At 69.6% G+C, this 12,572-nt stretch carries 13 protein-coding genes; 9 read left to right on the forward strand and 4 right to left on the reverse strand.

What is annotated here, in order from left to right:
- Positions 1–13: 13 nt before the first annotated feature.
- Positions 14–490, reverse strand: coding sequence for an SsgA family sporulation/cell division regulator (locus OG520_RS25485; RefSeq protein ID WP_406014725.1), 477 nt, complete (start codon positions 488–490; stop codon positions 14–16).
- Positions 491–702: 212 nt separating this feature from the next.
- Between OG520_RS25485 and OG520_RS25490 the strand changes: the two genes are divergently transcribed.
- Both OG520_RS25490 and OG520_RS25495 read left to right on the forward strand, forming a co-directional pair.
- A complete protein-coding gene (locus OG520_RS25490; protein ID WP_406014726.1) occupies positions 703–2,364 on the forward strand; it encodes an RDD family protein in 1,662 nt (553 codons plus the stop codon).
- A 110-nt stretch (positions 2,365–2,474) separates the two neighbouring features.
- Positions 2,475–3,146 (forward strand): RDD family protein, encoded by a 672-nt coding sequence (locus OG520_RS25495; RefSeq protein WP_406014727.1) that lies wholly within the window; start codon positions 2,475–2,477, stop codon positions 3,144–3,146.
- On the opposite strand, the gene OG520_RS25500 is transcribed toward OG520_RS25495, so the two are convergent.
- A complete protein-coding gene (locus OG520_RS25500; protein WP_399331932.1) occupies positions 3,143–3,490 on the reverse strand; it encodes a hypothetical protein in 348 nt (115 codons plus the stop codon). The two genes, OG520_RS25495 and OG520_RS25500, sit on opposite strands and share 4 nt — an antisense overlap.
- Before the next feature lie 367 nt (positions 3,491–3,857).
- On the opposite strand from OG520_RS25500, the gene OG520_RS25505 reads away from it, so the two are divergent.
- Entirely contained in the window at positions 3,858–6,257 is a 2,400-nt protein-coding gene (locus tag OG520_RS25505; protein WP_399331930.1) for an immune inhibitor A domain-containing protein, read from the forward strand.
- Positions 6,258–6,381: 124 nt separating this feature from the next.
- Complete coding sequence (locus tag OG520_RS25510) at positions 6,382–6,717, forward strand: hypothetical protein (RefSeq protein WP_266418684.1); 336 nt, start codon at positions 6,382–6,384, stop codon at positions 6,715–6,717.
- A 36-nt stretch (positions 6,718–6,753) separates the two neighbouring features.
- Here the strand turns inward: OG520_RS25510 and OG520_RS25515 are convergent, their stop codons facing one another.
- Both OG520_RS25515 and OG520_RS25520 read right to left on the reverse strand, forming a co-directional pair.
- The gene (locus OG520_RS25515; protein WP_266418686.1) at positions 6,754–7,338 is read right to left on the reverse strand and encodes an isochorismatase family protein; all 585 of its coding nucleotides are present in this window, start codon (positions 7,336–7,338) and stop codon (positions 6,754–6,756) included.
- 159 nt (positions 7,339–7,497) lie between these two features.
- Positions 7,498–8,826, reverse strand: coding sequence for a nicotinate phosphoribosyltransferase (locus OG520_RS25520; protein WP_406014728.1), 1,329 nt, complete (start codon positions 8,824–8,826; stop codon positions 7,498–7,500).
- Positions 8,827–8,904: 78 nt separating this feature from the next.
- Here OG520_RS25520 and clpS point away from each other — a divergent pair, with 78 nt between their 5' ends.
- The 5 genes from clpS to OG520_RS25545 all read left to right on the forward strand — a co-directional run bounded on the left by clpS (position 8,905) and on the right by OG520_RS25545 (position 12,477).
- Positions 8,905–9,219, forward strand: coding sequence for an ATP-dependent Clp protease adapter ClpS (gene clpS / locus OG520_RS25525; protein WP_406014729.1), 315 nt, complete (start codon positions 8,905–8,907; stop codon positions 9,217–9,219).
- 61 nt (positions 9,220–9,280) lie between these two features.
- Positions 9,281–9,895, forward strand: coding sequence for a DUF2017 domain-containing protein (locus OG520_RS25530; RefSeq protein ID WP_406014730.1), 615 nt, complete (start codon positions 9,281–9,283; stop codon positions 9,893–9,895).
- Between the two features lie 328 nt (positions 9,896–10,223).
- A complete protein-coding gene (locus tag OG520_RS25535) occupies positions 10,224–11,663 on the forward strand; it encodes an amino acid permease (RefSeq protein ID WP_406014731.1) in 1,440 nt (479 codons plus the stop codon).
- A gap of 110 nt (positions 11,664–11,773) precedes the next feature.
- Positions 11,774–12,205: a M67 family metallopeptidase gene (locus OG520_RS25540; protein WP_266418696.1), complete on the forward strand. Its 432-nt coding sequence runs from the start codon at positions 11,774–11,776 to the stop codon at positions 12,203–12,205.
- A 146-nt stretch (positions 12,206–12,351) separates the two neighbouring features.
- Entirely contained in the window at positions 12,352–12,477 is a 126-nt protein-coding gene (locus OG520_RS25545; RefSeq protein ID WP_256088703.1) for a putative leader peptide, read from the forward strand.
- Positions 12,478–12,572: the final 95 nt, after the last annotated feature.

Genomic DNA, 12,572 nt, shown 5'->3' on the forward strand with positions numbered 1-12,572 from the left:
GAACCGCGCCCGCTCACGCCTCGCCGTCCTGCGACTCGTCCGACGGCCACGGGTCGCGCATCCACAGGTCGTCGGCCGGCAGCGGCGCGAGCAGCTCGGCGAGGCCCTCGTCGATCCCGAGCAGCTCGGCCTCCGTGCCGGGCGGGACCACCCGCAGCGTCCGCTCCACCCAGGCGGCCACCGCGGCGGACGGCACCTCCAGGAGCGCGTTCCCGTCGGGCGAGGTCAGCGCGACGAAGAGGACGTTGCGCCGTTCGACCTTGGTCGGCCAGATCCGGACATCCCCGTGACCGCACGGCCGGAACACCCCCTCGACCAGCAGATCGCGGGCGAACGTCCAGTGGACCGGGAAGTCGGAGCCGATGTGAAAGGCGACGTGCACGGCGTACGGGTCTTCCGTGCGGTACGTCAGACGGGCGGATACGGGGATGCTGCGCTCGGGCGACAGGACCAGCTTGAGTTCCAGCTCGCGTTCCACGACGGTGTGCATGAGTGCGTCCTTCCGGTGCCTGTGGGCCGGTCCCTTGACCGGTCCGCACAAGGAGAGAGCGCCCTCCCCGCCATCTATTACGCGACTTCCGAAAAATATTTCCGGGCGACGGGAAAGTGGCCCAAACCCCTGGAGTGGCCCAGGGGTACGCGGGCGTCTGGTAGATGTGGACCCGTTGCATTCAGGCCTCGAAGAGATACGGGACCACGGTGATGAGCGCCCCAACCCCGGCACCCGGTGACGAAAGCCCCCGCGAGGGGTACTACCCCGACCCGTCCATTCCCGGATATGTCCGGTACTGGAACGGTGCTTCGTGGGTGCCCGGCACGAGCCGCCCCGCTCCTCAGCAGGGCGAGTCGATGCCTGCGGCGCCTTCCGGAGCAGAGCCCTCCACCCCGGCGGCCGAGCCGCAGTCGCAGCCGCTCCCGGCGGTCCCGGCACCGGTGGACGAGACCGGCCCGGTCTTCCTCGACGAGGAGCCGCACGCGGGCAACCGCCCCGAACCGGCCACCGCCTGGCAGGCCGACGCCTCCCGGCAGACCGGATTCGGCGGGGAACGCGACCGACGGGTCTCCTGGGGCGGCCCCGGCCGGCCCGACGAACAGGGCGGCCAGGGTGAACAGGCCAGGCCGTCGGGGCCGGAGTCCGGAGCCGGTACGGAGCCCGGCCACGATCCGCGTATGCCTGCCGACCTCGTCCCCGTGAACCCCGTACCCGTGAACCCCGTCCCGGCCGCCCAGGTGCCGGACGACCGCGCTCCCGCGGTCCGTGCCCCCGCGGACCCGCGACGGCCCGCCGCCGCTCCCGTTCCCTCTCCCTCCGAGCCGGCGGACGGTGCGCTGCCGGGCGCGCGGGACGCCGGTGGCCAGGTCCCCGAGAACACCGTGGCGATCCGGGTCGGCCCCCGGCCCGCTCGCCGGACGCCGGAACCGGCGGCCACGGAGGGGACGATGACGATCCGCGCGAGTGCCCCCGCCACGGCCGCACAGGCCCCCGCCCGGACGCCGGAACCGGCGGCCACGGAGGGGACGATGGCGATCCGCGCGAGTGCCCCCGCCACGGCCGCACAGGCCCCCGCCCCGGCCCCCGCGCAGAACCCCGCCCCCTGGACGCAGCAGTCCAATCCGCCCGCCCAGCCCCAGCTCCCCGCCCAGCAGCACCAGCCTCAACTCCAACCCCAACCCCAACCCCAACCCCAGCCTCAACTCCCGGTCCAGCAGCACCAGCCTCAGCCCCCGCCGCAACTCCAGCACCAGCCCCAGCACCAGCCCCAGCAGCCCCGCCCGCAGTTCGGTGCGCAGGGTGCGCAGGGTGCCCAGCCGGACCAGCCCGTCGTGCCCTGGAAGCCTCCGGTCGACGACCCCTTCCAGCAGCTCGCGCAGGCCCAGGCGGCGGCCAGGCCCGCCGGGCTCGGCAAGCGGTTCGCCGCCCGGCTGATCGACACCGTCGTACTGATGGCGCTCGTCGGCGGGGTCGGCTTCCCGCTCGTCTCGCAGGCGCTGGACCACATCGACGAGAAGATCAACGCGGCGAAGCTGTCCGGTGAGACGGTCACCGTCTGGCTGGTGGACTCCACCACGGCCGGTCTGTTCGGCGGGGTGCTCGGCGCGTTCCTCGTGCTCGGCGTCCTGCTGGAGGCGCTGCCGACGGCCAAGTGGGGGCGCACGCTCGGCAAGAAGCTCTGCGGACTCGAAGTGCGGGACATCGAGTCCCACGGCCCCCCGGCCTTCGGCGCCGCGCTGCGCCGCTGGCTGGTCTACGGCGTGCTGGGCGTCCTCGTGATCGGCGTGGTCAACGTGCTGTGGTGCTTGTTCGACCGGCCGTGGCGTCAGTGCTGGCACGACAAGGCGGCACACACCTTCGTGGCAGGCTGACTGCACCCATCCGGCCGACGGCCCATCGGGTGAGGGGCCGTCGGGCCGCCCGTTCCCCCGAACGCACCTGAGCCGTTGCGGGCACCCCCGGGGCGGGGTGCACTGCCCCCATGAGCAACGATCAGCCGACGTCCGGTCAGCCGCCCGAGGACGACCCGTTCCTCAAGAAGCCGCACGAGCCGCCGCCGTCATCGGGTTCGCCGTACGACAGCGCTCCGCCGCCCCCGCCGCCGCCGTACGATCCGGGCCCCTTCGGCGGCGGCGGACCGTACGGCGGCGTGGATCCGCTGGCCGGCATGCCCCCGCTCGCGGAGCCGGGCAAGCGCATCCTGGCCCGGCTGATCGATTTCCTGATCATCTCGATCCCGCTCTATCTGATCTCGCTGCCGTGGGGCGGCGCGGTCGAGGTGTCGGACAACAACGGCAACGGCAACGGCAACGGCGTCGGCGACGTCTTCAGCCAGACGTACAGCGGGCACCAGCTGCTGTGGTCGCTGATCGGCCTGGTCGTCTACGTCGCGTACGACACGTATTTCACGCACAAGGACGGCCGGACCCTCGGCAAGCGGCTGCTGAAGCTGCGGGTCGCGATGCTCAACGACGGCCGGGTGCCGGACACCGGTGCGTCGTTCCTGCGGGCCGTGGTGCTGTGGCTGCCGGCGCTGCTGTGCTGCCCGTGCCTGTGGTGGCTGATCAACATCGTGCTCATGTTCACGGACAAGCCGTACCGGCAGGGCCTCCAGGACAAGGCGGCGAAGACGGTGGTCGTGCAGACCAACTAGAGGACGCGCGCGTCCGCGGCGGACGCGGAAGGCTGTGCGGCCTCGCGGGGCGCGGGGATCGGGGACTGGACCCCGTCGCGGGCGAGGCCCTCGGCCTCGACGGCCGCGGAGACCGCGTCCTGGTTCACCCGGACCGCGGAGCGGGCCCTCGCCTGCTTCGCGGTTTTCGCGCGTGACGGCTGGGGTACGGTCACGGCCACCAGCAGACCGAGCGCGAGCGCCGCGGTTCCGATGACGGCGATTCCGACGCCCGAACCCGTACGGGAAAGCAGCAGCATCGCGAGGGTCGCGAAGACGACGGTGACCGAACCGTAGGAGAGCTGTGCGGCAGTGGGACGCGGCATGGCGGTATCCGTCCTCGGGGCATCGGATGGGCAGTCTCTCAACACGGTCGCACTGTCAAGCGACTCTACGACGGTGGATGCCCGAGAGGGACCACTGGTAAGCACGACCTAACCCACGGCACTGGTGCACGGGGGGCGCACGGAGTCACGCTCCGCTCCAACCGTGGTCCATGACGCACCGGTTGCCCGCTCGATGAACGTCCGGATAACGGAAGCGTTCTCCTACATAGTGCACTTGGCCTGTTCAAGTCAAGATCTGTCTTTTCTCGCGTAACTCCGGTCGAATGTCGTCACTTGTGACGCGTATTCGCGCGCGGCCCCACACCACCCTGGCCGCAGCGGCGAGTGCCGGGGAGGACTGCATCAAGTGACCAAGAACAGACGGGCGCTTCGCGCTGCAGCGGTTGTCGTGGCCATGGCCGCCACTGCCGCCACGGCGTCAGCTTTTGCCACGGCCCAGGCAGATGACAAGACGCCGGCAGCCAAGAGCACCACCATCGACCGCCGCGACCCGGGGTCGGCCAAGGGCAACGAGCACGACCTGAAGGGCCCGTTCAGCAAGCAGCAGGACGCGCAGCGTCAGGCCGCCCTGGAGCAGGTCATATCGGGCGACAAGAAGATCTCGAAGAAGGGCGGCTCCAAGGTCGTCAAGCTCGACGACAAGAAGTACGTCGAGCTCGGCCGCGAGAAGACCGACAAGATCTTCACGATCCTGGTGGAGTTCGGCGACAAGGTCGACAACACCACCATGTTCGACCCGGACGGCGACGGCCCGAAGCCGGCCGTTCCGAAGTACGGGGGCACGCCCGGCCCGCTGCACAACAAGATAGCCAAGCCGGACCCCAAGAAGGACAACAGCACCGCCTGGCAGGCCGATTACAACCAGGCGCACTTCCAGGACCTCTACTTCGGTTCGGGGGCCGGCAAGGACTCGCTGAAGACGTACTACGAGAAGACGTCCTCCGGGCGCTACTCGGTCGACGGCGAGGTCTCCGACTGGGTCAAGGTGCCCTACAACGAGGCCCGTTACGGCTCCAACTTCTGCGGTGCGACCAACTGCGCCAACGCCTGGGACATGATCCGGGACGGCGTGAACGCCTGGGCCGCCGACCAGAAGGCCAAGGGCCGTACGGCCGAGCAGATCAAGACGGATCTCGCCAAGTACGACCAGTGGGACCGTTACGACCACGACAACGACGGCAACTTCAACGAGCCCGACGGCTACATCGACCACTTCCAGATCGTCCACGCCGGTGAGGACGAGTCCGCGGGTGGCGGCGCCGAGGGCAAGAACGCCATCTGGGCCCACCGTTGGTACGCCTACGGCACCGACGCCGGCGCGACCGGCCCGGCCGACAACAAGGCCGGCGGCACCGAGATCGGTGACACCGGCATCTGGGTCGGCGACTACACCGCGCAGCCCGAGAACGGCGGCCTGGGTGTCTTCGCCCACGAGTACGGCCACGACCTGGGCCTGCCGGACCTCTACGACACCACCAACACCGCCGAGAACTCGGTCGGTTTCTGGTCCCTGATGTCGGCCGGCTCCTGGCTCGGCACCGGCAAGGACTCGATCGGTGACCTGCCCGGCGACATGACCGCCTGGGACAAGCTCCAGCTGGGCTGGCTCGACTACGCCGAGGCCAAGGCCTCGACGAAGTCCACCCACAAGCTGGGCGTGTCGGAGTACAACACCAAGAACAAGCAGGCGCTCGTCGTCACGCTGCCCGAGAAGCCCGTCACCACCGCCGTCACGAAGCCGGCGGAGGGCTCCAAGCAGTGGTGGAGCGACATGGGCGACAACCTCGCCAACACCCTGTCCCGTTCGGTCGACCTGACCGGCAAGTCCAAGGCCTCCCTGGACCTTGCGGGCTGGTGGGACATCGAGAAGGACTACGACTACCTCTACACCGAGGTTTCGGAGAACGGCGGCACCAGCTGGACCGCGATCGACGGCACGGCCGACGGCAAGGCGATCCCGCGCGACGCCAGTGACAAGCCGGCCCTGACCGACGTCTCCGGCAAGTACCAGAAGCTCTCCTTCCCGCTGGACGCCTACGCGGGCAAGAAGATCGACATCCGCTTCCGCTACGCCACCGACGGCGGCGCCGGCGGCATCGGCTTCGCGGCCGACACCATCTCGGTCAACGCCGACGGTGCCGTGCTCTTCACGGACAACGCCGAGGGCGACGACAACGGCTGGACCGCCAAGGGCTTCTCCCGCGTCGGCGAGTCGTTCGAGAAGGACTACCCGCAGTACTACATCGCGGAGAACCGCCAGTACGTCAGCTACGACAAGACCCTCAAGGTCGGCCCGTACAACTTCGGCTTCTCCAAGACCCGTCCCGACTGGGTCGAGCACTACCCGTACCAGAACGGTCTGCTCGTCTGGCTCTGGGACAAGTCCCAGAAGGACAACAACGTCTCGGTCCACCCGGGCCATGGCCTGATCCTGCCGGTCGACTCCCACGCCAAGCCCCTGAAGTGGGCCGACGGCACGATCATGCGCAACAAGATCCAGCCGTTCGACGCCCCCTTCAGCTGGTACGCGACCGACGCCTTCACGCTGCACAACGCGGACGCACCGGTCCGGGTGAAGTCGCAGCACGGTGTCCCGGCCTTCGACGACCACAAGGGCACCTACTGGTACAAGGAGAACCCGACCGGAAGTGTTCAGGTCCCTGACACGAACACCCGGATCTCGATCGTCAAGGAGCCGCGCAGCGGCTCGACGATCACCGTCAAGGTCGGTCCCTCGCACAAGTAGTCCCGTATAACCGCAGGTCAGAGCATGATCGGCCGTCGCCCTCTAGCGGGCGGCGGCCGATCGTGTTTAGGTGCGTCTTGTTCGGATCCTTATTGACACGACGTCTCACGGGGGAGCGCGGAGTATGGCAGGCGGAGGATTCTGCAAGTTGCCGAACGGCAGTGTGGTGGTGGCGATCACCCTGCCCAGTCCGACGGACGGAGCGGGTCCGGGCGCCCCGGTCCGGGTCCTGGTGCACGCGGCCAACCGGGCCCGCGCCCTGACCCGGCTGCGCAACGCGGGCCTGCGCGCCGTCTACCTCCGCGGCAACGCCGAGCCGCCCACACCCGACGAGATCACCGCCGTGCTGCACCACCCCGACGGGCTGCTGTGGCGGGCGAGACCGGAGAAGGCGCAGGAGCTCTGGCACCCGATCCGGGCCCTGGTGCGCCCGGCCATACCCGTACGACGGCCGGCCTGAGGCGCGGGGCCGGCCCGGATCGCGGGGTCCGTGCCGCTACACCACCGGCTTGCCGGACAGCTTCACGCCCGCCCTGCGGAGCTCCTCCAGGGCCCGCTCCGTGGTCGCCTCGGCGACCCCCGCGGTCAGGTCGAGCAGCACATGCGTGGTGAAGCCCGCCCGGACCGCGTCCAGCGCCGTCGCCCGCACACAGTGGTCGGTCGCGATGCCGACGACGTCGACCTCGGTGATCCGGCGGTCCCGCAGCCAGTCGGCCAGCCCCACACCGTTCTCGTCGAGGCCCTCGAAGCCGCTGTACGCCGCGGCGTAGGCACCCTTGTCGAACACCGCTTCGACCGCCCCCGAGGCGACCGCGGGCGCGAAGTTCGGGTGGAAGCCGACCCCCTCCGTGCCGGCCACGCAGTGCGCCGGCCAGGACTGCTCGAAGTCCGGCTGGGCGGAGAAGTGATTGCCCGGGTCGATGTGGTGGTCGCGGGTGGCCACCACATGGCGGTACCCGGCCTGGGCCTCCCCGATCAGATCGGTGATGGCGGCGGCGACATCGGCGCCCCCCGCCACGGCGAGGCTGCCGCCCTCGCAGAAGTCGTTCTGAACGTCGACGACGATCAAGGCGCGGTGCATGGCGGGTGTCCTTCGGTGGGGGACGGTCGGCGGTCGTGGGGGGTGTGATTCGAGCCTAGGGACTCCGGCCCCGGATAGGGAGGGGACGGAACGGAGCCCGCGCGGCGCCCCGGGGCGCGGTGGTGGCCGGGCGCGCCCGCCCACCACCGCGCCCCTCGCTCACGCGTACTCCGTGGGAATCACCGGCTCTCCGCGGGAGAGTTGCAGCGCCGACATCGGCAGCCCCGCCCGTGCCGCTATGTGCCGCTCGCGCGCCGCGTCCAGCGGCTCCCGGGCTATCACCTCTCCGCCCTTGACCAGCTCGACCAGCAGCTGCCGGTCGGCCAGCTCCGCGGGCACGGCGCCGGTGCCGACCACCTCCGCCTCGGCCACCCCGTTCTCGTCCAGCCGGCGCGCGGCCCACTTGCGACCGCCCACCGACGACTTCGCGCCGAGCGACTTCTTGGCGACCGGACGCAGCGGCTCCGCGGGGTCGGCGGACCCGGCACGGGCGACGAGCTTGTAGACCATCGAGCAGGTGGGCTGCCCGCTGCCGGTCACCAGCTGCGTGCCCACCCCGTACGCGTCGACCGGCGCCGCGGCCAGCGAGGCGATGGCGTACTCGTCCAGATCCGAGGTCACCACGATCTTCGTCTCCGTGGCGCCCAGCTCGTCCAGCTGCTGCCGCACCCGGTGCGCGACCAGCAGCAGGTCCCCGGAGTCGATCCGTACCGCGCCCAGCTCGGTCCCCGCGACCTCGACCGCCGTACGGACCGCCTCGGTGACGTCGTACGTGTCGACCAGCAGCGTCGTGCCCCGGCCCAGCGAGTCGACCTGGGCCCGGAACGCGTCGCGCTCGGTGTCGTGGAGCAGCGTGAAGGCGTGGGCGCTCGTCCCGACGGTCGGGATGTTGTAGCGGAAGCCCGCCGCCAGGTCGGAGGTGGTGTCGAAGCCGCCGATGTACGCGGCACGCGCCGACGCCACCGCCGAGAGCTCATGGGTGCGTCGTGCACCCATCTCGATCAGGCCACGCCCACCGGCCGCGGCGGACATCCGGGACGCCGCGGCGGCGATGGCCGAGTCGTGGTTGAGGATCGACAGGATCACCGTCTCCAGCAGCACGCACTCGGCGAAGGAGCCCTCGACCCGCAGGATCGGCGAGCCGGGGAAGTACACCTCGCCCTCCGGGTAGCCCCAGATGTCACCGCTGAAGCCGTAGTCGGCCAGCCAGGCGAGCGTGGGTCCGTCCACGACGTTCTGTTCGCGCAGGAAGGTGAGCATCTCGTCGTCGAAGTGGAAGTTCTCCACCGCGTCCAGCACCCGTCCGATGCCCGCGACGACGCCGTAGCGCCGCCCTTCGGGCAGCCGACGCGTGAACGCCTCGAAGACCGACCGCCGGTCGGCCGTGCCGGCCTTCAGCGCGGCCTGCACCATCGTGAGCTCGTACTGGTCGGTGAAGAGCGCTGTCGACGGCACACCGACCCGTCGCCCAAGGTCCGCAGAGTTCATGTTCCGGATGCTACCCCTATTTCGTCAGAGTGACGAGATCTCGGGTCGTTTGTGCGATGCACCCTCCCGAGTGGCAGCATGGGGTGGGTGAGCGTCGCCCCCACAGAGATCGAGCGTCCCGAATCGGCCGAGGAGACTGTCGTCGTCCCCGAGCCCGACGTCCCCTGGGTGACGCTGGTCCACAACGACCCGGTCAATCTCATGAGCTATGTGGCCTATGTCTTCCAGGCCTACTTCGGCTACTCCAAGGACAAGGCGCACAAGCTGATGCTGGACGTCCACCAGAAGGGGCGCGCGGTCGTCTCCAGCGGCAGCCGCGAGGAGATGGAGCGCGACGTCCAGGCCATGCACGGCTACGGGCTGTGGGCCACCCTCACGCAGGACCGCAACTAGACCGATCGTCCGCCGCCCCGCCCGACTCCTGCCCCGCCCGACCCACCATCGGAGAAAACCCATGGCCGGCCACTTCGAGGCCACCCCCGGCGGCGGCGCGGCCGTCGCGCTCGACGAGGTGGAGATCGCGATCCTGCGCTCCCTCGCCGTCCAGCTGCTGGAACTGATCGGTCCCGGCGACGAACCCGCCGAGGGCGCGGACCCGCTCGCCGCCCTCTTCGCGGAGGGCCCCAGCGAACCGCCCACCGATCCCGCCCTGGCCCGTCTCTTCCCCGAGGCGTACGGCGACGAGGACAGCGAAGTGCGGGCCGCCTCCGCCGAGTTCCGCCGCTTCACAGAGAACGATCTGCGCGCCCGCAAGCGCGACGACGCCCTCACTGTCGTGCGCACCCTGGACGCCCTCACGATCGCCGGGAACGGCGGCGCCGTGCTCGAACTCACCGGCGACGAATGCCGCAACTGGCTCGGTGCCCTCAACGACCTCCGGCTCACCATCGGCACCCGCCTGGAGGTCTCCGACGAGGATGAGGGCGAGGCCGAGGGCGGGGGCGGGGGTGGGGGCGGCGCCGGATCGCTCTACCGGCTCCCCGACAGCGACCCGCGCAAGCCGATGGTCATGGCCTACCTCTGGCTCGGCGCGCTCCAGGAAACGCTCGTGGAGACGCTGATGCCGTAGCGGCAGCTGCCCGGGATGCCGCCGGATGCGCGCCGGGCGTTCGCTCAACGGACGCTCAAATCCGAATAACGATCCCGTCACCCGAATGGCCTTTTTGCTGCGGCAGGAAACTCTTGTCCGCTTTTTACTGTGGTGTGCACCACATAACGCCCGGTGGGTCTCCCAGGTGGTCGTGATAAATCTTCACGACCACTCGGGGGACGCCACACCTGTTCCCGAGGACGCCACGAGCCGGCCACCGCCGGCGGCACTCCATCCATATCCGGGGGGATCAGGACCTGATCCGCTGCCTCAACGGCGCGGATCGGCGTGGAGAAAGGCGCAGCACATGACATCGGCACAGGTCGACAAAGGGCAGGACGGCCGGCGGGCCGTAGAAGTCGCGGATGCCGGCCCGGCGGGCGAGGGATACCAGCGGGCCCTCGGCGCCCGTCAGATCCAGATGATCGCCATCGGCGGAGCCATCGGCACCGGGCTCTTCCTCGGTGCGGGAAAGGCGATAGCCAAGGCCGGACCCAGCCTCATCCTGGCCTACGCCGTCGCGGGCCTGGTGATCTTCTTCATCATGCGGGCCCTGGGTGAACTCCTCATGTACCGCCCGGTCTCGGGTTCCTTCTCCGAGTACGCCCGTGAATTCATCGGCCCCTTCGCCGGATTCGTCACCGGCTGGACCTACTGGCTGTTCTGGGTCGTCACCGGAATCACCGAAGTCACCGCCGCCGCCCAGTACATGACGTTCTGGTTCAGCATTCCCCAATGGGTTTCCGCACTGGTCTTCACGATCATTCTGTACGGCGTGAACCTGATCTCCGTGAAGCTCTTCGGAGAACTCGAATTCTGGTTCTCCATGGTCAAGGTGACCGCCATCGTCGGCATGATCCTCATCTGCGCCGGAATTCTCACCCTCGGCTTCTCCGACGCCGGGGACACCGCGTCCGTCACCCATCTCTGGTCCGACGGCGGATTCTTCCCGAACGGCATCAAGGGCACCTTGATGACCCTGCAGATCGTGATGTTCGCCTTCCTCGCCGTCGAACTCGTCGGCGTCACCGCGGGCGAGTCCAAGGACCCGAAGACCGTGCTGCCCAAGGCCATCAACACCGTGCCGTGGCGCATCGCCGTCTTCTACGTCGGCGCCCTCGTCATGATCCTCTCCGTGGTCCCGTGGACCGAGTTCTCGCCGGGCGTCTCCCCGTTCGTCGAAGCCTTCGACAAGATGGGCCTCGGTCTCGGCGCCGGGATCGTCAACTTCGTCGTGCTGACCGCGGCGCTCTCCTCCTGCAACTCCGGCATGTACTCCACCGGCCGCATGCTGCGCGACCTCGCACTCAACGGGCAGGGGCCGAAGCTCTTCACCCGGCTCACCCGGAGCGGCACCCCGCTCGTCGGCACCACCTTCTCCGCCGCCCTGATGCTCGTCGGCGTCTGGATCAACTACCAGTGGCCCGGTGACGCCTTCACCTACGTCGTCTCGTTCGCCACCATCTCCGGCATGTGGGCCTGGATCATGATCCTGATCAGCCAGATCCGCTACCGCCGCCTCGCCGACCTCGGGGTGCTTCCGCAGTCGGGCTTCCGGGCCCCCGGCGCCCCGTACACCAGCGTCTTCGCACTGGCCTTCATCGCGGTGGTCGTCGTGATGATGGGCATCGACAAGGACACCAGGATCTCGCTGTACTGTGCCCCGCTGTGGGCCGCCCTCCTCGGCGTCTCGTACCTGGTCCTCAAGGCCCGCAACCCCGAGAACAAGGCCTTCGCCAAGGACTGAGCCGCCCCGACCGGCCGCCCCGACCGACCGCCCCGGCGGTTGCGTCCACCATGCGGGCCCCTGCGTACCACACTTCGGTACGCAGGGGCCCGCATGCCTATCCTGGCGAAATGCTGACCATCACCAAGGCGCTCCACGACCAGATCGTCGCGCACTCCCGCGCCGACCACCCCGACGAGGCGTGCGGCGTGGTCGCGGGCCCGGCCGGGACCGGCCGGGCCGAACGGTTCATCCCGATGCTCAACGCCGCCCGGTCACCCACCTTCTACGAGTTCGACTCGGCCGACCTCCTCAAGCTCTACCGCGAGATGGACGACCGCGACGAGGAGCCGGTGATCGTCTACCACTCCCACACCGCGACCGAGGCCTACCCCTCCCGCACCGACGTCACCTACGCCAACGAGCCCGGCGCCCACTACGTCCTCGTCTCCACGGCGGACACCGACGACGCGGGCCCCTTCCAGTTCCGCTCGTACCGCATCGTGGACGGCGAGATCACCGAGGAGGACGTCGAGGTCGTCGAGGCGTACGAAACCGCCTGACCACGCCGTACCGCCGGACACCGGCAGGCCGCCCACCGGCGGACGGGACCGGACCCACCACGGCCCCGTCCGCCTGCCGAACGCCCACCATCCATCAGGTGAGATCACACTCGGGATTACGGACCGGGAATCGATACGATGAGCGCATGGTTCCCCATGACGTGAGCGACAAGACGCCGGGCATGCTGCTCGTCGCGCGCCTGCACGTCGACCTGTGCAGGCTCTCCAGCGCGATCTGTACGTGCCGCCTGCCCGCCGGCCGCAAGGCCTGAGCCGGGCCCGCGGCCCGAGCACCACACGTCACGCACCGACCCCCGCGCGGGGGCAGAGCCGCGCGCCCCACGCCACCTCTCCGTTTCCGACAGGA

It is taken from the genome of Streptomyces sp. NBC_00984, from assembly GCF_045162475.1.
Lineage (GTDB): Bacteria > Actinomycetota > Actinomycetes > Streptomycetales > Streptomycetaceae > Streptomyces.

Coding starts and splice junctions, on each gene's coding strand:
- OG520_RS25485 (WP_406014725.1), bottom strand. CDS start 490: ATGCACACCGTCGTGGAACGCGAGCTGGAACTCAAGCTGGTCCTGTCG.
- OG520_RS25490 (WP_406014726.1), top strand. CDS start 703: ATGAGCGCCCCAACCCCGGCACCCGGTGACGAAAGCCCCCGCGAGGGG.
- OG520_RS25495 (WP_406014727.1), top strand. CDS start 2,475: ATGAGCAACGATCAGCCGACGTCCGGTCAGCCGCCCGAGGACGACCCG.
- OG520_RS25500 (WP_399331932.1), bottom strand. CDS start 3,490: ATGCCGCGTCCCACTGCCGCACAGCTCTCCTACGGTTCGGTCACCGTC.
- OG520_RS25510 (WP_266418684.1), top strand. CDS start 6,382: ATGGCAGGCGGAGGATTCTGCAAGTTGCCGAACGGCAGTGTGGTGGTG.
- OG520_RS25515 (WP_266418686.1), bottom strand. CDS start 7,338: ATGCACCGCGCCTTGATCGTCGTCGACGTTCAGAACGACTTCTGCGAG.
- OG520_RS25520 (WP_406014728.1), bottom strand. CDS start 8,826: ATGAACTCTGCGGACCTTGGGCGACGGGTCGGTGTGCCGTCGACAGCG.
- clpS (WP_406014729.1), top strand. CDS start 8,905: ATGGGGTGGGTGAGCGTCGCCCCCACAGAGATCGAGCGTCCCGAATCG.
- OG520_RS25530 (WP_406014730.1), top strand. CDS start 9,281: ATGGCCGGCCACTTCGAGGCCACCCCCGGCGGCGGCGCGGCCGTCGCG.
- OG520_RS25535 (WP_406014731.1), top strand. CDS start 10,224: ATGACATCGGCACAGGTCGACAAAGGGCAGGACGGCCGGCGGGCCGTA.
- OG520_RS25540 (WP_266418696.1), top strand. CDS start 11,774: ATGCTGACCATCACCAAGGCGCTCCACGACCAGATCGTCGCGCACTCC.
- OG520_RS25545 (WP_256088703.1), top strand. CDS start 12,352: ATGGTTCCCCATGACGTGAGCGACAAGACGCCGGGCATGCTGCTCGTC.